This is a genomic window from Mucilaginibacter aquariorum (assembly GCF_024498135.1).
Classification (GTDB): domain Bacteria; phylum Bacteroidota; class Bacteroidia; order Sphingobacteriales; family Sphingobacteriaceae; genus Mucilaginibacter; species Mucilaginibacter aquariorum.
On record NZ_JANHOH010000008.1, the window covers coordinates 62,843 to 88,417 of the forward strand.

At 41.7% G+C, this 25,575-nt stretch carries 23 protein-coding genes; 17 read left to right on the top strand and 6 right to left on the bottom strand.

What is annotated here, in order from left to right; all coding sequences use genetic code 11:
- Positions 1–7 precede the first annotated feature (7 nt).
- Complete coding sequence (locus tag NPE20_RS21290; RefSeq protein ID WP_256540724.1) at positions 8–370, top strand: DUF3127 domain-containing protein; 363 nt, start codon at positions 8–10, stop codon at positions 368–370.
- 111 nt (positions 371–481) lie between these two features.
- On the opposite strand, the gene NPE20_RS21295 is transcribed toward NPE20_RS21290, so the two are convergent.
- Positions 482–1,378: a T9SS type A sorting domain-containing protein gene (locus NPE20_RS21295; RefSeq protein WP_256540725.1), complete on the bottom strand. Its 897-nt coding sequence runs from the start codon at positions 1,376–1,378 to the stop codon at positions 482–484.
- A 137-nt stretch (positions 1,379–1,515) separates the two neighbouring features.
- On the opposite strand from NPE20_RS21295, the gene NPE20_RS21300 reads away from it, so the two are divergent.
- The 3 genes from NPE20_RS21300 (at position 1,516) to NPE20_RS21310 (ending at position 5,269) form a co-directional block, all read left to right on the top strand.
- Complete coding sequence (locus NPE20_RS21300) at positions 1,516–3,339, top strand: sensor histidine kinase (RefSeq protein WP_256540726.1); 1,824 nt, start codon at positions 1,516–1,518, stop codon at positions 3,337–3,339.
- Positions 3,340–3,345: 6 nt separating this feature from the next.
- Complete coding sequence (locus NPE20_RS21305; RefSeq protein WP_256540727.1) at positions 3,346–4,038, top strand: response regulator transcription factor; 693 nt, start codon at positions 3,346–3,348, stop codon at positions 4,036–4,038.
- Between the two features lie 223 nt (positions 4,039–4,261).
- Positions 4,262–5,269, top strand: a complete 1,008-nt coding sequence (locus tag NPE20_RS21310; protein ID WP_256540728.1) for a TlpA family protein disulfide reductase — start codon at positions 4,262–4,264, stop codon at positions 5,267–5,269.
- Positions 5,270–5,438: 169 nt separating this feature from the next.
- Here NPE20_RS21310 and NPE20_RS21315 read toward each other — a convergent pair whose 3' ends face one another.
- A complete protein-coding gene (locus NPE20_RS21315; protein WP_256540729.1) occupies positions 5,439–5,786 on the bottom strand; it encodes a bleomycin resistance protein in 348 nt (115 codons plus the stop codon).
- A 46-nt stretch (positions 5,787–5,832) separates the two neighbouring features.
- Positions 5,833–6,033, bottom strand: a complete 201-nt coding sequence (locus NPE20_RS21320; protein WP_256540730.1) for a hypothetical protein — start codon at positions 6,031–6,033, stop codon at positions 5,833–5,835.
- Positions 6,034–6,144: 111 nt separating this feature from the next.
- On the opposite strand from NPE20_RS21320, the gene NPE20_RS21325 reads away from it, so the two are divergent.
- On the top strand, positions 6,145–7,719 hold the full coding sequence (locus tag NPE20_RS21325) for a M28 family metallopeptidase (protein ID WP_256540731.1): 1,575 nt from the start codon (positions 6,145–6,147) through the stop codon (positions 7,717–7,719).
- 73 nt (positions 7,720–7,792) lie between these two features.
- On the opposite strand, the gene dxs is transcribed toward NPE20_RS21325, so the two are convergent.
- A complete protein-coding gene (gene dxs, locus NPE20_RS21330) occupies positions 7,793–9,724 on the bottom strand; it encodes a 1-deoxy-D-xylulose-5-phosphate synthase (RefSeq protein ID WP_256540732.1) in 1,932 nt (643 codons plus the stop codon).
- Positions 9,725–9,859: 135 nt separating this feature from the next.
- Here dxs and NPE20_RS21335 point away from each other — a divergent pair, with 135 nt between their 5' ends.
- From NPE20_RS21335 to NPE20_RS21345, 3 genes are all read left to right on the top strand, one after another.
- Entirely contained in the window at positions 9,860–10,606 is a 747-nt protein-coding gene (locus tag NPE20_RS21335; RefSeq protein ID WP_256540733.1) for a segregation and condensation protein A, read from the top strand.
- A 111-nt stretch (positions 10,607–10,717) separates the two neighbouring features.
- Complete coding sequence (glyA, locus tag NPE20_RS21340) at positions 10,718–11,998, top strand: serine hydroxymethyltransferase (protein WP_256540734.1); 1,281 nt, start codon at positions 10,718–10,720, stop codon at positions 11,996–11,998.
- 9 nt (positions 11,999–12,007) lie between these two features.
- On the top strand, positions 12,008–15,136 hold the full coding sequence (locus NPE20_RS21345; RefSeq protein ID WP_256540735.1) for a PAS domain S-box protein: 3,129 nt from the start codon (positions 12,008–12,010) through the stop codon (positions 15,134–15,136).
- 141 nt (positions 15,137–15,277) lie between these two features.
- On the opposite strand, the gene NPE20_RS21350 is transcribed toward NPE20_RS21345, so the two are convergent.
- On the bottom strand, positions 15,278–16,021 hold the full coding sequence (locus tag NPE20_RS21350; protein ID WP_256540736.1) for a ComF family protein: 744 nt from the start codon (positions 16,019–16,021) through the stop codon (positions 15,278–15,280).
- Between the two features lie 176 nt (positions 16,022–16,197).
- Positions 16,198–17,268, bottom strand: a complete 1,071-nt coding sequence (rlmN, locus tag NPE20_RS21355) for a dual-specificity RNA methyltransferase RlmN (protein ID WP_256540737.1) — start codon at positions 17,266–17,268, stop codon at positions 16,198–16,200.
- 144 nt (positions 17,269–17,412) lie between these two features.
- Here rlmN and NPE20_RS21360 point away from each other — a divergent pair, with 144 nt between their 5' ends.
- From NPE20_RS21360 to NPE20_RS21400, 9 genes are all read left to right on the top strand, one after another.
- Positions 17,413–18,585: an amidohydrolase family protein gene (locus NPE20_RS21360; protein WP_256540738.1), complete on the top strand. Its 1,173-nt coding sequence runs from the start codon at positions 17,413–17,415 to the stop codon at positions 18,583–18,585.
- Positions 18,586–18,697: 112 nt separating this feature from the next.
- Positions 18,698–18,976 (top strand): acylphosphatase, encoded by a 279-nt coding sequence (locus tag NPE20_RS21365; protein WP_256540739.1) that lies wholly within the window; start codon positions 18,698–18,700, stop codon positions 18,974–18,976.
- An 18-nt stretch (positions 18,977–18,994) separates the two neighbouring features.
- Positions 18,995–20,515 carry an oligosaccharide flippase family protein gene (locus tag NPE20_RS21370; RefSeq protein WP_256540740.1) on the top strand — a complete coding sequence of 507 codons (1,521 nt, stop codon included), beginning with the start codon at positions 18,995–18,997 and terminating at the stop codon, positions 20,513–20,515.
- Complete coding sequence (gene dut / locus NPE20_RS21375) at positions 20,512–20,946, top strand: dUTP diphosphatase (protein WP_256540741.1); 435 nt, start codon at positions 20,512–20,514, stop codon at positions 20,944–20,946. Before NPE20_RS21370 ends, dut begins: the two co-directional genes overlap by 4 nt.
- A 7-nt stretch (positions 20,947–20,953) precedes the next feature.
- The gene (locus NPE20_RS21380; RefSeq protein ID WP_256540742.1) at positions 20,954–22,690 is read left to right on the top strand and encodes a tetratricopeptide repeat protein; all 1,737 of its coding nucleotides are present in this window, start codon (positions 20,954–20,956) and stop codon (positions 22,688–22,690) included.
- Positions 22,668–23,465 carry a lipoprotein insertase outer membrane protein LolB1 gene (lolB1, locus tag NPE20_RS21385; RefSeq protein WP_256540743.1) on the top strand — a complete coding sequence of 266 codons (798 nt, stop codon included), beginning with the start codon at positions 22,668–22,670 and terminating at the stop codon, positions 23,463–23,465. The genes NPE20_RS21380 and lolB1 overlap by 23 nt, the downstream gene beginning before the upstream one ends.
- Positions 23,466–23,481: 16 nt before the next feature.
- Entirely contained in the window at positions 23,482–24,777 is a 1,296-nt protein-coding gene (locus NPE20_RS21390) for a murein hydrolase activator EnvC family protein (RefSeq protein ID WP_256540744.1), read from the top strand.
- Between the two features lie 54 nt (positions 24,778–24,831).
- Positions 24,832–25,314: a Sec-independent protein translocase subunit TatA/TatB gene (locus NPE20_RS21395; RefSeq protein WP_256540745.1), complete on the top strand. Its 483-nt coding sequence runs from the start codon at positions 24,832–24,834 to the stop codon at positions 25,312–25,314.
- Between the two features lie 41 nt (positions 25,315–25,355).
- The gene (locus tag NPE20_RS21400) at positions 25,356–25,541 is read left to right on the top strand and encodes a Sec-independent protein translocase subunit TatA/TatB (RefSeq protein ID WP_256540746.1); all 186 of its coding nucleotides are present in this window, start codon (positions 25,356–25,358) and stop codon (positions 25,539–25,541) included.
- The last annotated feature ends 34 nt before the right edge of the window (positions 25,542–25,575 follow it).

The window sequence follows — 25,575 nt, forward strand, 5'->3', positions numbered from 1 at the left end:
TGAAACTATGGAAGTCAAAGGTAAGGTACATGAAGTGTCGGCAACCCAACAGGTTACCGAGTCACTAAAGAAGAGAGAATTAATACTTGAATACATCGAGAACCCACAATATCCCGAGTATTTAAAGTTCGAAGCTATACAGGATCGTTGCAATTTATTGGACAATGTTAAGGTTGGCGATGATATTGAAGTGTTTTTTAACCTGAGAGGCCGTCCATGGACAGATAAGGCAGGTAAAAAAACTTATTTCAACTCTCTGCAATTATGGAAAGTTAATATGTTAGGCGCTGCAGGCAGCGGTTCTGCCCCAGAATATGCACCCCCTGCTGATATCAGTTCAGCGCCCGATGATGACGATTTGCCGTTCTAATACAGTTGGCAGTTGCCGGTAGGCAGTTTGCACATGGTAAGAAATACAAAAGCCCTTCTAAATATTTAGAAGGGCTTTTTTTATGCAAACTGCAAACTGTCTACCGCAAACTTATTCCTTAATTATCTTTTTTACCGCTGTGTTTGCGCCTTGCTTTACTTGCAGGTAATAAACACCATTTACCGGTAAGCTAATTTTTTTGCTAAAAGTTCCGGCTGATGCTTTATCTGTCCATAAAACTTTGCCTTCGGTATCGGTAAATTTTACATCGGCAGTGGTTTTTGCAGGCAAATTAAACGATAACGTGGTTTTACCGGTAGAAAACTCCGGAACCAGGTTTAGGTCGTTCAATACCAGTTCGGCTTTTTCGGTACCGGCAATGCGTTTTAACTTTTCTTTTGATGGCTCAGAAACCCGGAAGCTGATATTGGTGCTGATGCCGTCGTTATCGGTATTGGAATAATTAAAGGTTTGGCTGTTGCGGCTGCTAAACTCAAAGCCTTGTTTATGGCGAGGCATGTTAAAACTAAACGTTTTCATACCCATCTCCGGTAAGTCGGTGTCAAAACGGTAGGTGAAGGCTTGTACGCTATCGGCGCCTTTAAGTCTTTTTAAACGTACCCTAACATCTTTACGGGCGCTGTCTTTAGTATCAAATTCGGCAATTAATGGCTGGTCGTTGCCATCGGTCATACTTCTTTCAATAATGATGTTGTTTTTTTTGCCGTCGGTATTTACCCGCTTTTTAATAATTATCCTGTTGCTGGCTTTACCACCATCGTTTAACATGGGCGTTTGCGGCAGGTTGTCCATTTCGGCAAGGGCATCTTTACGCTCCTGTGCCGATAGCTTTTTAATATCTTTACCATTAATGGTGGTATCGCCGTTAACTATCTTTATTTCTATGTTTTTTTGTGTTTGTGCCAGCACCAAAGGCGGCAACCCAAGTATGGCTATTAAACTAACCGAGAAGATAAACTCGAAGCCGGGTTTTATAAACTTTTTCATGATGTATGCTGATTTAAGTTTGAAGAGCAAATTTAGGAAACTCTTATTAATCAATATATTAAAAGCTTAAAGGTAAATTGTTAAAAATTGTTAAAAGCAACTATTCTCATATTATTTAAAATATTTTTGTTGTTGGTATGAAAAGAAGAAGCATAGGGCTTATCATTGGTTTAATGGGGTTTGCACTTTTGGGTGTGGTTGTTATGCAATTGTACTTTTTGCGGCAATCGTACCAAATGCAGTCCGAGCTTTTTAACCGGTCGGTTAACGAGGCATTGAACAATGTTGTGGCAAAAGTTACCAAGCAGGATGCCCTTAATTTTTTAAACGCTAAAACCAGGGAAACGCATAAAGTTAGAGATACTGAAACATTTGACAAAAAGAGTGAAATAAGCATTAACGGCAGCAAAAGCATTATTGGCGATGCCCTGGTTATCAAGAAAAAACAAACCAAACGCGAGCGTAAACTGGCCATTCTGCGCGATAGTTTGAAGCGCATGATCCTTCATAAAAAGATGGATGATGATCTTAACGCAATGATACAACAGGGTTCGCTTAACCTGCGCATCCGTATTGAACAATACACAGATGAGTTTGGTGAGGTGCACGGGCGTTTTATCCCCGAGTTTGTAAAGACACCTGCCCGGCCGCCTGTTAAACAAAAACTGCATAAATACGACACCCTGCGATATACCTACGTTGACCCGCAATTTGGCCCGCAGGTTATGTCTGTGCGTAACCTTAACCCCGAATGGGTAAAGGAACAGGAGCGTATTCAAAAAGAAAGGCAGTTTAAGCAGGTGAAAAAATGGCTGGTGACCGACTCCTTAGAAAACGCGCCGCATAATACCCAAAAGCCAAATGTAATTGAAAACCTGGCCGAGGAATACCGGAAATCTAACGAGCCGCTTAATAAACGCCTCAATAATTTTTGGATCGATTCCTTACTTCGGTTCGAACTGCATAACCGCGGGATATTTTTGCCCTTTAGTTATGAGGTAAGCACCGCCAACAGCGATTCGCTTATATTTTCGAGCGCTATGGATACAAAAGGTATTAAGCCCGAATTTATCCCTGCAAATACGTATCAAAAGGCTATCTTTAGCAACGAACTGATCAACGACCCGGGCAAGATCAAAATATCCTTCCCACAAAAAAACTCCTTTATTTTAGGCAACATGACGGCTACCATGGGTACAACGGCCGGTTTGTTATTTGTGCTGGTATTTTGTTTCGGTTATACCATTTTCTCTATCCTTAGGCAAAAGAAAGTTTCTGAAATGAAGATAGACTTCATTAACAACATGACCCACGAGTTTAAAACCCCGGTATCAACAATAATGATAGCCAGCGAGGCTTTAAAGGATAATGAAATAGCCCAGGATAAAACCCGCGTTGCCCGCCTGGCAAATGTTATATATGAAGAGAATGTGAGGCTGGGCAGCCATATTGAAAGGGTGCTGAATATTGCCCGGATAGAAAAGGATGACTTTAAGCTGGATAAAAAACCGCTTGATGTAAACGAAATGATAACTATTGTGCTGGATAGCGTGCAGCTAAAAATGCAAAAATGCAACGCGGTTACCACGGTTAACCTTGACGCGGAACGGGCCGTTATTATTGCCGACGAACTGCATTTTAGTAATGTGATATTCAACCTGATAGATAATGCTATAAAATACAGTACCAATGCACCTGAAATTGCAATTAGTACGTTAAATAAAAATGGCCATGTGTTGATACGGGTTGCCGATAAGGGAATAGGCATGAACCGCGATCAACAAGCCAAAATATTTGAACAATTCTACCGTATACCCACCGGCAACCTGCACGATGTTAAAGGTTTTGGGCTGGGGCTAAGCTACGTGAATACTATTGTTAAAAGGTTAGACGGCACTATAAGCGTTAAATCTGAAAAAGAAAAGGGCTCGGAGTTTGAATTGAAATTTCCTGTTGTGTAACCTATTATGAAAAAAATATTACTTGTAGAAGATGACCCGAACCTTGGCTTGCTGCTACAGGATTACCTACAGCTAAAAGGGAAATTTGACGTTGTGCTTTGCAAGGATGGCGACGAAGGCCTGCGTGCTTTTACCAAACAAAATTACGACCTGTTAATACTGGATGTAATGATGCCCAAAAAGGATGGCTTTACATTAGGGAAAGAGATAAGAAAGATAAACGCCCACGTGCCTATCATCTTTGCTACGGCTAAGGCAATGATAGAAGATAAAACGCAGGCCTTTAACCTGGGCGGCGATGATTATATTACCAAACCTTTCCGTATCGAAGAACTTCTATTGCGAATAAATGCTTTGCTAAAAAGATCGGATGTTACCGAGAAAAAAGGTGATGACAGCCCGTCACAATTTAAACTGGGCAGTTACAACTTTGATTATACATCGCAACTGATAACCCATGGCGATGTGCTGCAAAAACTATCTACAAAAGAAGCTGAATTGCTGCGTTTGCTTTGCATCAAAAAGAACGAAGTGCTTACCCGCGAAGAAGCCCTGCTGAATATTTGGCACGACGATAATTACTTTAACGGCCGTAGCATGGATGTGTTTTTAAGTAAGATCCGCAAGTATCTAAGGGACGATCCATCGGTTGAGATCATTAACGTGCACGGCCGGGGATATAAGCTGCTGATTAATTAACATAGTTGTAGTTTCGATCAAGCAGTTACCAAACTATCATTAACCAACCTAATCATCAGCAATGACTTGCGCTATAAAAAATCTTTTCAGACCTGCTCTCTGCCTTACAATATTCCTTAATAGCAGCGCAGTTGACGCACAAATTTCCTCTATTCAAAACTTAATTGATAAGGTTGAAAGCCATAAGAACTTTAGCTATCAATCCATAAGTAAACTAAGAGACATGAGCGCCGACACCATAATTGCGCTCAATACGGAATTATTTTTAAAATCGGCTAATGACAAGCCATTTGGATACCTCTACAGTATAGAACGCGATTGCAAAACGGAAACGTTTCATAGAATAGATATGTATAATGGAGAAAGTGTAAATATTTTATCACCTGAAGACAGTACATATTTCCCGGAGAAAGGGCCTTATATTGCCTATAGCAAATCACTCATCGGCAATCTGAAATTTTTGAAAGATCGCTACACTAATAAACCATTTAAGATAACAATGCTTAAGGACACCGTCATCAATGGTGTAGCCAATTCGCATTTTATTGCAAACGTGTATGACACGCTCGACAATAATGAGCATCTGTATTCAAATAGAGACTATTACATTGATAAACAAACAGGCTTACCCGGCTTGGTGATAATTAGGGGGAGGTATAAATATAACGGACTGGTAAGTGAGTATTATGACGAGACTAAGTATTTTAATTATAGGCTGGATAGAGCGGATATTACCGATGCAAGTTTCGTTATACCAAAAAGCTTTAAGCCCCGTAAGAAACAAGCCGCACCACCGGCTGTATTAGCTCCCGGCACTACCGCACCCGACTGGACGTTATATGATGTAAATGGAAAAAAGGTGTCGTTAAGTCAACTAAAGGGTAAAGTAGTATTGTTAGATTTTTACTTCATTGGGTGCTCAAACTGCATGCAGTCGCTAAAACCACTGAATGCTATTTATGAAAAGTACAAAAACAAAGAATTGGTTATTGCAAGCCTAACTGAAAGGGATAGTAAGAAGGCTGTTCTCGACTTTGAGAAACGTTATAAGATCAAATATACAGGCTATATCAATGCCGCCGACGTTGTGAAATCGTATCATGTCACAGGCTTTCCCACTTTTTATTTTATTGATAAAGAAGGAAAAATAGGAAATGTATTTGTTGGCTATAATGATGATTTTGAAGATAAAGTAACCTCGGTGATTAATGACCTATTAAGTAAGAAATAAAGAGAAATTTCCTTAGATGTAGGCAAACCCCAGCCCATCATTCAAGCCCACCCCGCCCATTCAAGCGTCCACGCTTGAATGTTAAACAACGTAAGCGTCCACGCTTACGGCAGCGAGGACGCTGCCAATCTTGTTAGTTCAAGCGTTGACGCTTGAACCGGCGGTTTATTTAATCTTCATCTTCACCAAAGTGGATAATGTTGCCATCATTATCTAATATGCTGAATTGGCGCATTCCCCAGGGCATGTCCGTTAAATCGCCATTGGGGTGAACGATGCCTTTCTCTTTTAACTCGGCGTACAGTTTATCAACTTCGGTTACATGGATGTAACAGCCGGTTACTTTTGGGTGCTCGGGATCTTTAGTGGGCCACATGTGGATAAAAACACCGTCGCGACTAAAAATCAAATATCCATCCCAGCTGGAATGGAAGGTAAAACCCAGTTTTTCGGTATAAAACTTAACACTGGCCTCCTCATTTAACGAGGCTAACATGGGTACGGCTGATTGTAACATATTATGAATTCAAATTTTCCAGTTCATCCAATCTTTTGGCCTTCCATTATCTGGCTCTATAACTGAAAGCTGTTTTATCCATTTTGGGTGGATTATTTTCAGGATAATTATAAGCGATGCTGTTTAAATAATTAGCAATCCGAAGTCTATCCTGCCAGGTCAATGTTCGGAAATAACCACCTTCATTTCCGCATTGCTTAGCTTTTTGTATGTGATAGGCTGCCCAGTGTAGCTGATATTCTCTCATATTCAAGATCTAAATTTAAAACTAATATCACTTGTAACAACTTTGTTAAATCGTTGCTAAAGAATTTATAAGACAAATTAGATAAGTTTGCTTTAAACTAACTGACTCATTATGAAATTAAAATTACTTTACACCTGTATGGCCATTACGGGTTTAGCAGGAACTGCATTTGCGCAGGAGACTGTTGACCAGGCCGCCACCCAAAAAATTCGCGAGGAGGGTTTAAACCACTCCAAGGTAATGGAAACCGCTTTTTACTTAACAGATGTTTCTGGTCCGCGTTTGGCAAATTCACCCGGACTAAAAAAAGCACAAGCTTGGGCTGTTAACCAGTTAAAAAGCTGGGGCTTATCAAACTCTAAATTAGAGCCATGGGGCAAATTTGGTAAAGGCTGGGAAGTTCAAAAAAACTACGCCGCTGTTACGCTGCCTTATTACCACGCTATAATTGCTATCCCTAAAGCCTGGACACCGGGTACTAACGGCGCTATTAAAAGCGAAGTTGTTTTGGTGAAAGCTGATAGCGTAGCCGAACTGGATAAATACAAAGGCAAACTGGCTGGTAAAATTGTAATATTTGATACACAAAACACTTTAAAACGTATAACCAAGCCCGATCTGGAGCGTTATACCGATGAGCAATTGGCCGAAATGGCTGCTGCTAAACCGGCGGCAGCTGGTCAGCGCAGGGCATTTGACCCTAACTCACCGCAGTTTGCTGCCATGCGTAAGGCAAGGGCAATGCGTACTGCCATAAGCCAGTTTTTGGTTGACGAAAAAGTTGGCCTGATCATAAGCCAGGGCCGGGGTACAGATGGTACCACCTTTACTACAAACGGTGCTTCGTATGCAGATACAGCCAAAGCGGTTGCGCCAGAATTAGAAACAAGCGGAGAAGATTATCTGCGCATTTTACGTTTGGTAAAAGCCGGCCAAAAAGTTGAAATGGAGGCCGATATTAAAACTCAGTTTATTACTGATGACCTGCAAGGTTACAATGTTGTAGCTGAGATACCGGGCACAGATAAAAAACTAAAAGAACAGGTTATAATGATAGGTGGCCATCTTGATTCATGGCATGGTGCAACCGGTGCAACTGATAATGCAGCGGGTAGCGCGGTAATGATGGAAGCTATGCGCATCTTAAAAGCCATTGGTTTTAAACCGAAACGTACCATTCGTATCGCTTTATGGAGCAGCGAAGAGCAGGGCTTATTTGGCTCGCGTGGTTACGTGGCCGCCCACTTTGGCGATCCTAAAACCATGGAGTTAAAACCAGAGCAAAAAACATTAGATGCTTACTATAACCTTGATAACGGTACCGGTAAAATACGCGGTATTTATTTACAGGGTGATACAGCTGCCGGCCCTATATTTCAGGCTTGGTTAGCGCCATTTAAAGATCTGGGCGCTACAACGGTTACTGCAAGCAATACCGGTGGTACAGATCACCAGTCGTTTGATGCGGTAGGCTTGCCGGGCTTCCAGTTCATTCAGGATGCTATGGATTACGGTACCCGTACCCACCACAGCAACCAGGATACTTACGACCGCCTGAGCGAAGACGATTTGAAACAAGCCGCTACCATCGTAGCATCGTTTGTTTACAATACATCAGAACGTAAGGACATGATCCCACGTAAAGCATTGCCAACTCCTCCGCCTGCTGCAACAGGAACGAGGTAACGCACCAAAACCTCAAAAAGAAAGCCGGTTGGATATCCCAACCGGCTTTCTTTTTATCTAAAATTTAACCTACTTACGAGGCTATAATATGTGTATTGTCTCTTTTAATAGCAAACTTTTTAACCTGTGCTGTTATGCCGTTGGCATCGTAACCACATTCGGCCCAAAGCTCGGGTTGTTCACCGTGTTCTACAGCATGGTCCGGGATACCTAAGCGGCTTACCTGTGCTTTGTAATTATTATCGGCCATAAACTCTAACACAGCGCTGCCCATGCCACCTTCAAGGCAACCATCCTCAACCGTAACAATGTGGTTGAATTTTTTGAATACCTCGTGCAATAAAGTTTCATCAAGCGGTTTCACAAAGCGCAGATCGTAATGTGCGGGGTAATAACCTTCGGTATTTAAATTGGCGATAGCTTTTACGGCTTCGTTACCAATTGCGCCTATGCTTAATATAGCAACTTCTTCTCCATCGCAAACCATGCGGCCTTTACCAACCGGGATAGCCTTCATTGGGCGTTGCCAGTCGACCATAACACCGTTACCACGCGGGTAACGTATTACAAACGGGCCCATGTTGTCCTGCTGTGCAGTGTACATCAGGTTACGCAGTTCTTCCTCGTTCATTGGTGCCGATACCGTCATGTTGGGTATACAGCGCATGTAAGCAAGGTCATAAGCGCCGTGGTGTGTTGCTCCGTCGGCACCGGCAATACCGGCACGGTCAAGGCAAAAAACAACGTTTAGCTTCTGTAAAGCCACATCGTGTATCACCTGGTCATATGCCCTTTGCATAAAGCTGGAGTATATGTTACAGAAAGGTATTAAGCCCTGTGTAGCCAAACCAGCCGAAAAAGTTACGGCATGTTGCTCTGCAATACCCACATCAAACGCGCGGGTAGGCATGGCCTTCATCATCAGGTTTAATGAACAACCCGATGGCATGGCGGGGGTAATTCCCATTATTTTAGGGTTAGCCTCGGCCAGTTCAATTATAGTATGGCCAAACACATCCTGGTATTTAGGAGGCTGCGGCTTTTCGTGTTTTGTCTTTTTTATTTCGCCGGTTATCTTATCAAATAAACCGGGAGCATGCCACTTGGTCTGGTCTTTTTCGGCCAGTGCATAGCCCTTGCCTTTTACAGTAACGCAATGCAGCAATTTAGGGCCGGGGATATCGCGCAGATCGCGCAGTAGTTTAACCAGGTGTTTTACATCATGGCCGTCAACCGGGCCAAAATACCTGAATTTAAGCGCCTCAAAAAAGTTGCTGCGTTTAAGCAGGGTGCCTTTTATGCTTTTTTCTATCTTCTTGGCAATCTTAAAAGCATCGGGCCCCATTGATGATATTTTAGCCAGTACAGTAGCAATATCATCACGGAAACGGTTGTATGGTTTTGATGTGGTTATATCAGTCAGATACTCTTTAAGCGCGCCAACGTTAGGGTCTATCGACATGTTATTGTCATTCAGTATCACCAGCAGGTTAGAGTTTTCGATACCGGCGTGGTTCAATGCTTCAAAAGCAAGGCCGGCTGTCATGGCGCCATCGCCAATAACGGCTACGTGCTGCCTGTCGGTTTCGCCTTTATATTGCGATGCGACAGCCATACCCAGTGCTGCCGATATAGACGTAGAAGAGTGGCCAACGCCAAAGGTGTCATACTCGCTTTCGCTGCGTTTTGGGAAACCACTTAAGCCTTTGTAAACCCTGTTGGTATGAAAATCTTCGCGGCGGCCGGTTAATATTTTATGGCCGTAAGCCTGGTGCCCCACGTCCCAAACCAGTTGGTCGTAAGGGGTATTTAATACATATTGAAGGGCTACAGTAAGCTCTACCGTGCCAAGGCTGGCCGCAAAATGGCCACCGTTTACCGATACTACATCAATAATATACTGGCGCAGCTCGTTGCAAACCTGTTCAAGTTCAACTTCCTTAAATTGCTTTAAATCAGAAGGATAGTTAATGCGTTTTAAAAAATTACCGGCGGGTACCTGCATGTATGATCTTCACTCTATTTTAACTTACAAAGTAAGCTATTTAATTACTAATAATTGTAATATATTAAAGTCATTTATTGTTTTGAAATTAAAAATTTATAAAATTTTAATTGTAAATAGCTGTATTTTTGGCACATGACCGAAGATGGGTTCTCCATAAAGTTATCGCAGTTTGAAGGCCCCTTTGATCTTTTGCTGTTTTTTATTGAGCGGGATGAGCTCGATATTCACGATATACCCATTGCTAAGATCACCGACGACTTTCTGCACTACATACACCAGATGACGGTGCTGAATATGGAGCTGGCCAGCGAATTTATTTTTGTTGCCGCCACCCTGATGCGTATAAAGGCTAAAATGCTGCTGCCGCGATACAATGCCGATGACGAAGAAAACGAGCTGGATACAAAAGAAGGGCTGATAAGGAAGCTTATAGAGTACAAAAAGTTTAAAGTATTGTGCGATGAGATAAGGCCTTATGAAGATGAACGCTTTAAGCAGGAGAAACGGGGCAATATTAAAACAGACCTGGAGCAGGTAGAAAAGGTAACGGTACCTGGCGAGGAATTATCCGAACTAAACCTTTACAAGCTGATGATGGTGTATAACCGTATGATGCGCCAGTACATGACCCGTACCGAAGAAGTGCACCATACGGTTGAGCAATATCCTTATACTATCGAGAAACAAAAGGAAGCCATTAATAATCTGCTGCGCATTAACAAAAAAATGGACTTTAAGAACATTGCCGGTAATAGCGAGAATAAGGTGCACTTTGTATATAATTTTTTAGCCGTGCTGGAAATGCTTCAGCAGGAAATGATAGATATAACGATTGGTTTAGGATTTAATAATTTTTGGATAAGCCCAAGAGAGATATGAGATGTTAGATTTGAGACATGAGATAAATACTACAAGTTGAGTAGCAATTTTCAATCTCACATCTAATATCTCACATCTAATATCTAATTTAGCGCCGTTTTACACACAACAATGAAAAGAGACAAATTAATATTCAAGCTGTTAGACGAAGAGCAGCAACGCCAGGAGGAAGGAATTGAGCTTATTGCATCAGAAAACTTCGTAAGTAAGCAGGTAATGGAAGCAGCAGGTTCTGTTGCAACCAATAAATATGCTGAAGGCTTACCGGGCAAGCGCTATTATGGCGGCTGCCAGGTGGTTGACGAAATTGAAACCATTGCTATTGAGCGTGCCAAACAATTGTTTAACGCAGAATGGGCTAACGTGCAGCCACACTCTGGCGCGCAGGCTAACGCGGCAGTAATGCTTGCCGTATTAAACCCCGGCGATAAAATATTAGGCTTTGATCTCTCTCATGGCGGTCACTTAACGCATGGTTCACCGGTTAATTTTTCCGGTAAATTATACGAGCCGCACTTTTATGGTGTTGTAAAAGAAACCGGCCTTATTGACTACAAACAACTTGAAAAAGTTGCTTTAGAGCGAAAACCAAAACTGATCATTTGCGGTGCTTCGGCATACTCGCGCGATTGGGATTACGAGTTCATCCGTAAAGTGGCCGATAAAGTAGGTGCTTTGGTACTGGCAGATATAAGCCACCCTGCGGGCTTAATAGCACGTGGTTTATTAACCGATCCGCTTCCGCATTGCCATATTGTTACCACCACTACGCACAAAACACTACGCGGCCCACGTGGCGGCCTTATTTTGCTGGGTAAAGATTTTGCGAACCCATGGGGCTTAAAAACACCAAAAGGCGAAGTGAAAATGATGTCGGCTTTGTTAGATATGGCTGTTTTCCCGGGTACACAGGGTGGCCCGCTGGAGCATATTATTGCTGCTAAAGCAATTGCATTTGGCGAAGCACTATCTGACAGCTACATGAAATATATTACCCAGGTAAAACTGAACGGCGCGGCTATGGCCAAAGCGTTTACCGATAGGGGATATGACATTATTTCGGGCGGTACCGATAACCATTTGATCCTTATTGATCTGCGTAATAAGAACATTACAGGAAAAGCAGCCGAAAATGCATTGGTTAATGCAGATATCACCGCAAACAAGAACATGGTGCCTTATGATGATAAATCACCTTTTGTAACTTCGGGCATACGTGTTGGCACCGCCGCCATTACCACCCGGGGCTTAAAAGAGAAGCACATGGAAACTATTGTTGAGCTGATTGATGCTGTTTTAGTTGACCCTGAAAATGAAACTTCTATCAAGAAAATTCGTAAAAGGGTACACAAGTTGATGGAAGATTTTCCATTATACAAGGATAAAGACTGATATTAATAAATGGGGATAAAGCAGGCATACTCTTTTGATATTGAAGACAAGCGTTTAGAAGCGCTAAATTCATACGACGTACTTGATACGTTGCCCGAGAAAGAGTATGATGCAATAACCCGCCTGGCATCCTATATATGCCAGGCGCCCATTGCCCTTATTAGCTTAATTGATAACGATAAGCAGTGGTTTAAATCAAAAATAGGGCTTGATATAAACGAAACACCCCGCAACGACGCGTTTTGTAATTATACTATACAAGGCGACGAGATTTTTGAGGTGCCCGATGCTTTACTAACCGAGAATTTTAAAAGCAACCCTTTAGTTGATACTACCGATGGCATACGCTTTTATGCCGGCGCACCTTTAATTGACCGCGACGGTTATCGCCTTGGGGCACTTTGCGTAATTGACCTTATACCACGCACCCTTACCAACGAACAGCGCGATGCCCTGCGTACACTGGCCGACGAGGTGATGTCGCACCTTACGCTGCGCAAGCAGAAAAAAGAACTCGAAAAAAGCCTTGAGGTACATAAAGAGTTTTCCAACCTGTTCAATAGCTCATCTGAGATCCATTTTATTGCCGGTGCCGATTCTAATATCGAAATCATAAATAATGCGATTTTAAATATTTTAGGTTACACTCCCTCAGAAGCCATAGGCAAATCCTTATGGGATTTTGTTGCCGGTAAAAATAGGGAGATGTATGTCCCCATGATTGAGGCAGCCCTAAAATCGCAAAAACCATTTGAGCTGGAAACAAAAGCAGTAACCCGCGATGGCCAGCTAAAACACATCAGCTGGACCGCCATTAATAAAGCCGGCAAATGGTACGCCAGCGGCAGGGACACCACCTATCAGCAAAAACTTATTGAAGAAACCCGGCAACTATCAATAGTGGCCAGTAAAATACGAAATGGCGTTGTTATAAGTACTGCTGATGACCGGGTTGTATGGATAAATGAGGCCTTTGAAAATATTACAGGTTATAACCTGCAGGATGTTGAAGGGAAGTTTTTAGGCCAGATTTTACAGGGTAAGCCAAAAGATGCCGAGACGGAGGCAAAATTAATTGAGGCGATAGAAAAAAAGTTGCCTTATGAGGTTGAACTATCTTTGGTAGGGAAGGATGGCCGGGCTTTATGGATCCTGGTGACCAATACTATTATCTACGATGCCAATGGGAACTTAGAAAAATACATCCGCATCATAACCAATATTACCGCCCGTAAACGTGCCGAAAGCGATGTGGAAATACTATCATTTGCCGCGCGTAAATCTCCAAGTGGTATTATGATACGCGACATGAAGGGCGGGATCATTTGGATGAACGAGGCCATGGAGCATATTATTGGCTATACGCTGGAGGAGTTGAAAGGGCAAAGCGTTGGTGACAAGCTGGTAGGTGAAGATACCGACATGGAGGTTTTTAAGGGGGCGGTACAGGCTGTTAAAGAGAACAAGCCTTACGAGATCGAAATAAAAATATACAAAAAGGATGGCTCCACTGCCTGGGTATTTATATCAAACAGCCCGCTATTTAATGAGGTTGGCGGCATTGAGCGCCAGATAGGCGTGATGGTGGATATTACCGAGCGCAAAAAAACCGAAGAAGAGTTAACAATGTTATCTCTGGTTGCCAGTAAAACTACCAGCGGTGTGGTGATAAATGATAGCGAAGGCAAAGTAGAATGGGTAAATTCCGCATTTGAACAAATAACAGGGTACAGCCTAAACGATGTTAAAAACAAACACCTGGGCGATTCACTGAAAGGTGAGTTAACAGATGTTTCCATCATACAAAAAGCACGTGAGCTTTCGGAGCAAAAGCAGTCTTTTGAGGTTGACCTGCTTATTTATCGTAGGGATGGGCAGCCGTTGTGGATCTCGGTGATCAATTCGGTAATAATGGGCGATAACGGCAGGGTTGATAAATATATAGAGACCATTATAGATATTACCGCTAAAAAGAAAGCCGAACTGGAACTGATATCTGCCAAAGAAGAAGCGCTGCAGCTTAGCCGCGCTAAAGATATGTTTATGGGGGTGATGAGCCACGAGATACGCACACCGCTGAACGCGGTGATTGGCATGTCGCACCTGTTGCTGAATGATAGCCCGCTTGAATCGCAAAAAGAAAACCTGGGTATACTTAAGTTCTCTGCCGAGAATTTAATGACCTTGATAAACGATGTGCTCGATTTTACAAAGATAGAGACCGGTAATGTAGAGCTGGAAATAGCACAGCTTGATATTCGGGATATGGTACAGAGTATCATAGGCTCTATGAAATATAAGGCGAACGAGAAAAACATCTATCTCACCAAAAGCATTGATGAGGCTATCCCTGCTATTGTTATGGGGGATAGGGCAAGGCTGGTTCAAATTTCATTGAATTTGGTAAGTAATTCTGTTAAATTTACCAGTCAGGGCGGTGTAAATATAGATCTAAAAGTTATTGAACAAACCAAAGATACCGTACGCATACGTTTTGGCGTATCAGATACCGGAATTGGTATTGCAGAGAACAAATTAAACACCATATTTGAATCTTTTAAGCAAGCCGAAGCCGATACCACCCGGCATTATGGTGGAACGGGCCTGGGTTTGGCAATTAGCAAACGCTTAATTGAACTGCACGACTCCCGTATAAACGTAGATAGTGTATTGGGGCATGGCTCAACATTTTGGTTTACAATTACTTTTAAAAAGTTAATTGACCATACAGTTAATAATAACAACAAAGTGGAAACAGGACTAAATATTAATGTACTCGTAGTTGATGATAACCAGATAAACAGACTGCTTATTAATAAGGTACTAAAAAAATGGGGCGCTACTGCCGATTTCGCCGAAAACGGCCAGGAAGCCATTGATAAATTAGAACTGCACAAAAACTTTGATGTTGTATTAATGGATATCCATATGCCGTTAATGGGCGGGTTGGAAGCCACCGGCGTTATCCGTTCCAAATCAGAGCCTTATTTTCAAAAATTGCCTATTATCGCACTAACCGCATCTATGCTGAGTAATCAAATGGGCCAGATAGAAAGCGCCGGTATGAATGATTACATACTGAAACCATTTGACCCAACCACCCTGTTCGAAAAACTAAGCAGGTATCAGAAACAGTAGTTGGTGAGTAGAGAGTAGTTGATTGGTGAGTAGTTGCCTGTCTCACTACCTGTCATGCTTGTCTAAGCATCTATTCGCCTACATACTATCAAGCAAGCAAATCAGAATCCCTTAATCAGTAAAATCTGCTTAATCCCGGTCCTATTCCGCATAAGCTATCGTAGCTATACTCAATTTCAATCCGGGCACTTTTAATAATTCTATTCCACAAGCCTCGAGGGTTGAGCCTGTAGTTATAATATCATCAACCAGCAGCACATGTTTGTTTACTAAATTTTCGGGCCGGGCTACTGCGAATACTTCGTGCATATTCTGGAACCTTGCAAACCGCGATTTATGCGTTTGCGTTTTGGTTGCAATGGTCCGTATCAAATTGTCTGTTTCTACAACTGCATTTAATTGGGAGGCCAATCCATCGGCAAAACAGGCGCTTTGATTATAACCGCGCGTTTTTAACCGCTTTTTATGCAGGGGTACCGGGATGATATAATCTACCGTATTAAATACAGGGTTTTGTAATAACTGTTTACCGGCAATAGTACCCAGCAAGTTGCCGATCCGTTGCATGCCGTTATATTTAAACTCGTGCACCATGTTTTGCACCTTGCCGCCCTTATTAAAGTAATACAGGGCATAAGCAGCTTCTATATTTAGTTTACCCCAAAATTGGCGGGCAACAATATTATCGGGCTGCTGATGAAAATTGGTGAAGGGCAGGTTATAAAGGCAATCGATACATAAAATATCCTCGTTGGCCATTAGGCTGGCGCGGCATGCCGGGCAAAGTTGCGGGAATATAAGCGAAACAAAATCGGCAAGGTAGGTGCGGAGCAATTGCATGGGTTTAAGGTAGGTAGAAATTGTAGGATTTTTAAACTTTGCCATTGGCGATTTACTCACCCCGACATCGCTTCGCTTGTTGACCCTCTCTGCTGCGCAAAGAGGGTGAAAAAAAGGAATAAAAAAGAACCCCCTCTTTGCGCAGCAGAGAGGGGGCGGGGGTGAGTTAATCACCAATATGTTTCTTATCACCCTCTCCAAAGGAGAGGGCCGGGTGAGGCTTACTCCGTAACGCCTTCTTTTTCTTTCTCGTTAATAGCTAATTGCCCACAGGCGGCATCAATATCTTTACCACGGCTGCGGCGCAGGTTGGTGTTAATGCCCTGGCTGCGCAGATAATCGGCAAAGGCTTCTACCTTATCTTCGCCTGCATTTATAAAGCTGGCCATTGATATGGGGTTATATTCAATAATGTTAACCTTACATGGCAGGTGTTTACAAAAACGGGCCAGTTCAATAGCATCCTGTATGTTATCGTTTACGCCGTCAAAAATTATGTACTCGTAAGTTACCGCGTTTTTGGTTTTGGCGTAGTAATATTTCAATGCTTCTGCTAATGCCTTTAATGAGTTTTGCTCGTTAATAGGCATTATAGTATTGCGTTTTTCGTCGTTAGCGGCGTGCAGCGAAAGAGCAAGATTAAACTTAACCTGGTCATCGCCCAGCTTACGGATCATTTTGGCTATACCAGCGGTAGATACCGTGATACGTTTCGGCGACATGTTCAGCCCGTCCTCGGCGGTAATTCGCTCTATCGACTTCATTACATTGGCGTAATTAAGCAAAGGTTCGCCCATGCCCATGTACACAATGTTTGATAAAGGGATGCCGTAATTTTCGCGTGCTTGTTTGTCTATTAATACTACCTGATCGTAAATTTCGTCGGGGTTAAGGTTGCGTTTTCGGTCCATATAACCGGTGGCGCAAAACTTACAGGTAAGGCTGCAGCCCACCTGAGATGACACACAAGCCGTCATTCGGTCGGTTGTTGGAATTAAAACGCCCTCAATTAGGTGAGTATCATGTAATATAAAAGAATTTTTTATAGTTTTATCAGCACTAATCTGTGAAGTATTTATTTTAACATTGTTAATTACAAATTTCTCACCAAGTTTAGTACGAAGTTCTTTTGAAATATTGCTCATTTCATCAAAAGATATGCATGATTTTTCCCAAAGCCATTCATAAACTTGTTTAGCCCTAAAGCTTTTTTCATCTATACCGATGAAATGCTGCTGTAAGGCTTCAAGGCTTAGGCTGCGGATATCTATTTTATCTTTTTTGTTATTCACAATGCAAAAGTACTTAAATTTAAAAAATCTGTTCTTTTTTTTAAGTCATTCTTTTCTAACATTAAAAACAATAACTAAAAGTTAATTGTATTTTAGTAGATGGATTGGGTTTAAAAAAACATTGCTGATGCTAAGTTATATTTAATGAAAAGTTTTAAAGCCGATTACGTTTTTCCCGTTTGTGCCGATCCGATAAAGAATGGAGTTGTTACTGTGGATGATCTTGGAAAGATCATTTCCGTTACCGATGACAAGGCGCAGCCATCTCCAGACATCCCCATTGAACAAGTAAGCGGCATAATCGTTCCCGGATTTATAAACACCCATTGCCATACCGAACTATCGCACATGAAGGGTAAGATAGCCTCGGGCGGTGGATTGATCGACTTTATAAAAGATATATTATCATTCAGGGCGGCCGAAACCAGCGAGATACTAGCAGCAGCCGAAGCGGCAGATCAGGAGATGTATGTTAATGGAATTGTGGCCGTGGGCGATATTTCAAACAATAGCCTTACCGCGCCATTAAAAGCTAAAAGCAAATTATACTATCATACTTTTGTTGAGATATTAGGCTTTTTACCCGAAAGTGCCGAAGGGCTTTTTAACAAAGCGCTGGAAACTGTCGGGGAATTTAAGCCGCAATCAACCTCGATAACCGCGCATGCACCCTATTCGGTTTCAAAAGAGTTATTTAAACTCATAAAAAGATATAGCGATACAGGTACAAACCTGCTTAGTATACATAACCAGGAGTGCGAGGACGAGAATAAATTTTATCGCTATAAATTAGGCGGCTTTATTGATCTGTATAAACACCTGGGTGTTGATATAGGCTACTTCCGCCCGCAGGCGCGTAATTCCCTGCAATCCATTATTCCGCTTTTAACAAACAGGCAAAAAATATTATTGGTGCATAACACCTGTACCAATTTAAAGGATATCTATTTTATTAAACGGTTCGACCGTAAGATAAACTGGTGTTTTTGCCCTAACGCGAATATTTACATCGAAAAACGTTTACCAAAGATAGATCTGTTTGTGAACCAGGGGCTTAATATCACCTTAGGTACCGATAGCCTTGCATCAAATAGTAAACTGTGCATTTTAAGCGAAATGCTTACGCTTCAACAAAACTTCCCAACCCTAAGCTTTGATACTCTGTTAAAATGGGGAACCATTAACGGGGCCCAATTCCTGGGCATTGATGAAGAAAAGGGAACCATTGAGGTTGATAAAACCCCCGGCCTAAATCTATTAACTGGAGTGGACGGCTTTAAACTAACTCCCGATACAAAAGTGAAAAAGTTGATTTAATAGTTGATTAGGTTGATTGAGTTGGATTGACGTATTTTGCATCCAATAAATATTAGGTGTTTGCGTTTTATAAACCATTCACTAATAAATATCATCAACTACTCATCAGTAAATGAAACATCTTGATATAACGGTAAAAGGCAAAGTACAAGGCGTATCTTTCAGGGCAGGGGCAAAAGCTGTTGCCGACCAGTTGGGTGTGCGTGGCTTTGTTAAAAACGAACCGAATGGCGATGTATTCATAGCCGCCGAAGCTGACGACACGATGCTGGAAATGTTTTTGGAATGGTGTCATGAAGGTGCCGAGCATGCTGTGGTTACCGGCGTAGAAACCCATGAAGGCGAATTAAAAAACTATCGTAATTTTGAAGTTGTAAAAAAGAGTTTATAAATCCTTATACTTTCCTAATTGTCAACTGCTAAAAAATTTGCCGGGCAAACTGCCATTTATGGTATAAGTACCATGGTTTCCAGGCTTATCGCCTTCATCCTTACCCCATTGTATGCGCGTGCATTACCTGTAACAGGCAATGGTGTACTTACAGCTATGTATGGTTACGCATCTGTAATAAATGCTGTGTTGGCATTTGGCATGGAAACCACCTTTTTTAGATACCTTAATAAACACGAGAATAATAAACAACAGGTTTATAATAATGCATTTGGAGCGATTATAGCGCTTTGTATCGTTTTTCTTGTATTCTCTCTGCTTTTTTTGGATAGTATTATCAATTTCTTATTGGCAGGTGCAGCTAAAGACCATGCAGATTATAGCTTTTATGTAAAATGCTTTCTGTTTATATTAATAACAGATGCTTTTTGCGTAATACCGTTTGCTAAGATCCGTGCCGATGGAAAACCTTTGAGGTACGGTATGATCAAGTTCCTTAACATTATTTTGGTGTTAAGCTTAAACTTGTTTTTTTTATTTGCGATACCTTATATATTAAAGCATGAATTGCCAGGTTACCAATGGTTTGCAAGCTGGTATAGGCCAAAATGGGTGGGTTATGTTTTTTTATCAAATACATTTGCCAGTATTGCTACCATTTTTTTATTGCTGCCCGAAATATTAAAGCTAAGATTAAAATTTAGCATGGCTATGTTTAAAGAAATGTTTGTTTACAGCTGGCCTGTACTTATTGCAAATATTTCATTTATCGTAAATGAATCTATTGATAAGGCAATGCTAAAACAAATGCTGCCCGCAAACATTAACGACCACGAAGTGGGGATCTATGGCATGTGTGCTAAGATAGCCTTGTTCCTGAGTATTTTTGTTCAGGCGTTTCGTTTGGGGGCCGAGCCTTTCTTTTTTAGTCATGCCAAAAATAAAAACGCGGGCGAAACCTATGCCCGTATTATGAACTATTTTGTAATTACGGTTTCCATTATATGCGTTGCATTGGTTGCCAATGTGGATATACTGGCTTATATAATTGTTGGCAAACACACCGCTATAGTTAATAACCATATTGTAGAGAATGCCTATTGGTCTGGTATTGGTGTAGTACCACCATTGCTTTTTGGGTACCTAAGCCTGGGTATTTACATGAACCTATCTATCTGGTATAAACTATCCGATCAAACAAAATATGGCCTTTACATATCAGGAATAGGTGCAATTTTAACCATTGTATTAAACTGGATCTTTATCCCCAAATATAGTTACATGGCATCGGCATGGATCTCATTTGCGGCTTATGCCCTCATGATGATCTTATCGTACCTATGGGGGCAAAAAAATTATCCTATCCCCTATAATTTAAAAAAGAACCTTACTTATATTATTATATCGGGGGCGCTCGTTTATTTATCATTCAGCGTGTTTAAGCGAAATATATTTATTGGCAATGGGTTGTTAATTTTATTTGGATTAGGGGCAATATATGCCGAGCGAAAAGAACTAAAAGTTATATTTAGCAGATGAACATAAAAATTATAAACCGATCAAAAAATACCTTGCCGGCTTATGAAACTTTACATGCCGCGGGTATGGACATGCGTGCCGATCTGGAAGCGCCTGTAACCCTAAAACCGCTCGAACGTAAGCTGATACCAACCGGCCTTTTTATTGAATTGCCCGAAGGTTACGAAGCACAGATCCGCCCGCGAAGCGGGTTGGCATTTAAGCATGGCATTGGCATAGTGAATTCGCCGGGTACTATTGATGCCGATTATCGCGGGGAGATAAAGGTATTACTGGTTAATTTATCTGCCGAAGATTTTGAAGTAAATACCGGTGATAGGATAGCCCAAATGGTTGTAGCCAAACACGAACAGGTGCAGTGGCAGGAAGTTGAAGAATTAGGCGAGACAACGCGTGGTGCCGGCGGTTATGGGCATACAGGGGTAGGATAACATCGACATGAAATTAGCGGCGGTATTAATATTATTTACAGGTATATCAACCATTGGTTTTGCACAGAACAAGACAGGGAAGAATAATGCCGCTATAGTAATTGCCGCGAAACCCATGACAGCCGCCGATAGTGGCATGGTAAAACAGCTTTTCTTTTCGGCCCTGCGCGAAAAAACCATCGAGAACACTAAACTGGCCTCTGAGCTTTTTAACCGGGTGCTACAGATCGATCCCACCAATGATGCCAGTATGTTTGAACTGGCCGGCCTGGAAAAGGCACGAAATAATAACCCTGTTGTACAATCATTACTGGAGCGTGCGGTAACCGTAAACCCTAATAACGAATGGTATTGGATAGCGCTTGCGGGCAGCTACGAAAAAAGCAATGACCTTAGCAAATTGGAGAACGTTTTTAACGAACTTATTCGCCTTAACCCAAGCAAAGCAGACTACTACTTTGATAAAGCCAATGCCTTAGCTATTCAAAAACGGTATAACGAAGCTTTAAAATTGTATGATAAAGTAGAGGAACTGTCCGGCCCAAGCGAGGACTTGCTGATAAACCGTCAGAAAATTTATATCAGGCAAGGCGATGTTAAAAAGGCGATAGCTGCTTTAGATGAGCTGATAACAGCCAATCCAACGCAGGTAAAGTATTACATGATGCAGGCCGAGATCTACAACTCCAATAATTTAAATGATAAGGCATTGGAGGTGCTCCAGAAAGCAAAAAATATCGACCCGCAAAATGGAATAGTACATTTGGCCCTTGCCGATATTTACCGCGAACGAAAGAACACCGAAGCCAGCTACGACGAGCTGGAAATAGCCTTTGCCAACCCAAACGTAGATATAGACCAGAAACTAAGAATAATTTTAGGCTATGTACCACAATTCCCCGAGCCAAATGCCAGGGCAAGCGCGCTGGAACTTAGCCGTATACTAACTGTTGCACACCCGGCCAATAGCAAGGCGTTTGCCATATACGGCGATATGCTGCTGCAAAGCGAAAAAGCGGCAGAGGCTAAAATCGCTTATAAAAAAGCTATCAGTCTAGATGAGCAGGCTTATAATGTTTGGGAGCAACTGGTAAGGATAGATCTGAGCGAAAACGATGTGGATGCCGCTATTAAAGACGGTGAAACCTCTTTGTCGTTTTTCCCCAACCAATCATGGATGAACTATATGGTAGGGGTGGCATGGCAGCAAAAAAACGATTGTAAAAAAGCCATAAGTTATTTAAAAAACGCGGTATCGTTAGAAACACAGGATAAAGACCTGTTAACACAAGGCTACTCGGCCCTTGGCGATTGCTACCATTCAATTGGTGATATCAAAAATTCTGACGGATCTTATGAAAAGGCCCTTGCTATAAATCCGGATAATGCTTTTACGCTGAACAATTATGCCTACTATTTGTCGTTAAGGAATGAGCAATTAGACAAGGCGGCGCAAATGTCTAAGCATAGTAACGACTTGCAAGCCAACAACGCATCGTTTGAAGATACCTACGCCTGGATCTTGTTTAAGCAAAAAAAATACACCGAGGCTAAACTATGGATCGAAAAATCGCTCTTACATGATAAAGGGAACAGCCCTGTAAAAACAGAACACTACGGCGATATCCTATTTTTTTTAGGGGATACCGATGCTGCCGTGCAAAATTGGACAAAGGCAAAAGCACAGGGAGGCAAATCGCCGGTTTTAGAACGTAAGATAAATGAAAAGAAATATTTTGAATAAAATAGCAATCGTTTTTTGCCTTTTGGCTTTAGTAGCCTGTAAGTCTAAAAAATTGGTTGTTGTTAATCGCCCCACCACCGCTGTAGATTCTGCAGCTATTAAAGAAAACAGTATCCGCGCCAGGTTGGATGCTATCAGATCAAAGCAGGTTACTTTTAATACCTTCTCTGGCAAAGCAAAAACCAAGCTGGATATCAACGGCAACAGTAATGATGTTACGCTAAACATCCGCGTTGCGCGCGATCAAAAAATCTGGATCTCGGTAACCGCCATAATTGGAATAGAAATTGCCCGCGCTCAAATAACACCCGATAGCATTATAGTGGTAAACCGCCTGCAAAGCGTTTACCTTAAAAAGCCATTTAGTTATGTGTATACCTACGCAAGTAGGCAAATTAATTTTAAAACACTGCAGGCATTATTGATAGGTAATGCCATCCCCGAATTACTGAATCCTAATACCAACTTTGAAACCCAGGGAAATAATACCGCGCTCAGCGGCAATTTGCAGGACCTGATATATAAACTTTTGTTGGGCCCGGATATGAAGGTTACACAAACAAACCTGTCTAACCAGTTTGGGGGCAAATCATTACAGGTTGCCAATAATGTTTTTATACAGGCCAGTAACAGGGTTATTCCTTCGCAGGTAGATATTTCTTCAACCGCGGGCGATAAAAAGATACAACTTAATCTGCGCTACACACAGGCAGAATTTGATAAGCCGCTCGAATATCCTTTTAGTATCCCAAAAAGTTACGAAGCTGCCAATTAAATTATATTTTTGATGGATGAAATTTTTTAGAGCAGCACTATTTCTTTTTTTTGTATTTGCAGCTTCGGGTGTTTTTGCACAAAGCAGTGCCGAGCTTAAACGCAGGCGCGATAAATTAACAGAAGAACTGGAACAGCTAAACCGCGAGTACCAGGAAACAGCGAGCAATAAGAAAGTATCGTTAAAGCAGCTTAACATACTAAAGGCGCAAATAAACCTGCGCGAAGAAAAGATAACCAACATTAACTCCGAGGTAAGAAATTTAAATAATCAAATCTCTGAGAGCAATAATACCGTACATAGTTTACAAAACCAGTTAGATCAGCTTAAAAAGGAATATGCCGGCATGGTGCTTTTTGCATATCGTAACCAAAGCGCCTATAATAAGCTGATGTTTATTTTTGCAGCTAAAGACTTTAACCAGGCATACAGGCGTTTAAAGTATTTACAGCAGTTTGGTACTTATCGCGAGCGGCAGGCCGGGTACATACAGGGCACACAAAAAGACCTGCATGTTAAGATAGTTGAGCTGGATAAGGATAAGAAACAAAAGAATGACCTGTTGCAAAGCCAGGAGAAGGAAAAAGAAGAGTTAGGCAAGGCTAAAAACAACCAGGTAAAAGTAATAGTCGACCTGTCTAAACACCAGGGAGAGTTAAAACAACAACAGCGTGATGTTCAAAAAAGGATAGCACGTAATAATAAAGAAATTGTAAATACAATTAAACGCGAGATAGAAGAAGCAAGGCGCAAGGCCGAAGCAGAAGCCAGGGAAGCGGCAAGGATAGCAGCAGCCAAGGCAAAGGCAGAGAACCGCGAGGTGGTTGCCCCAACTAAAAAAGCGATAACCAAAAGCTCTACTAATAGCGAGATCTTAAACTCAACCCCCGAAGCGGCTAAATTATCTAACAGCTTTTTAGGTAACAAGGGGCGTTTGCCGTGGCCGGTAGCAACGGGCCAGCTGGTACACGGTTTTGGAACTTACAATGATGCTGATGGTATCCGTAATGATAATGCCGGGTATGAAATACGTACCAGTACAGGCGCGCCGGTACGATCGGTATTTGATGGCACAGTAAGCCGGGTACAGGATATTGCCGGAGCCTATCTGGTTATTATTTCGCATGGCGAGTATTTTACGGCTTATCAAAATCTGAAGTCGGTAAATGTGGCAGTTGGGCAAAAAGTGGCTACCAAGCAAACTATTGGTACGGTAGCGCTCGATCCATCAACCGGCGATGCTACTACAATTTTTACCTTATCAAAAGGCACAACATTTGTTGATCCAAGATTATGGTTGGCACCAAATTGATTTTAAGCCTTATATGTTGTAAATGTTTATATTTGTAACCTTAATTTAATGCAGATGTTAAGTTCAGTCTTTTTATTTTTGAATATAGGTAGCGGCGAAATGGTGCTGATACTGTTTGCGGCGTTAATGCTTTTTGGCGGAAATAAGCTGCCGGAGCTTGCGCGTGGGTTGGGAAAAGGTATCCGCGATTTTAAAGATGCATCTGAAGATGTTAAGCGCGAGATAAACAATCAGATAAATAATTACGAAGATAAGAAAGCCGAAAAAGAGGTTGAAGCCGAGGCTAAACCAGCACTTGAGCATACTTATGAGCCTGTAGCAGGTACCGTACCTGCATTTGAAGGGCATCCTGTTGCTACAGATGCTATTGAAGAGCCGGAAGTTGTACCTGCCGAAGTTACTGCCGAGGATGTTACTTTTGAGCATCAGCCCGAAGAATTAAAACACCCGGTAGCAGATACTAATACAAGCGGCGGTATCAATTTAACCAAAGCCGAAGAGCCGGTTAAAAAAACAACAGAAGAACAATATAAATAACAACAACAAAAATATTTAACATAACATAAAACTTAAAAATCATGGGTGGATTAGGCGCACCAGAAATTATTCTGATCATCGTTGCAATATTAATTATGTTCGGCGGTAAAAAAATCCCTGAACTAATGAAAGGTTTGGGCAGGGGCGTTAAAGAATTTAAAGACGCACAAAACGGCGAAACCAATACTGCAAATACTACATCTACAGAAGATAAAACTAAGGTTTAATTTTCTGCCTTTTATTGGTACAGTTAAAGATAAC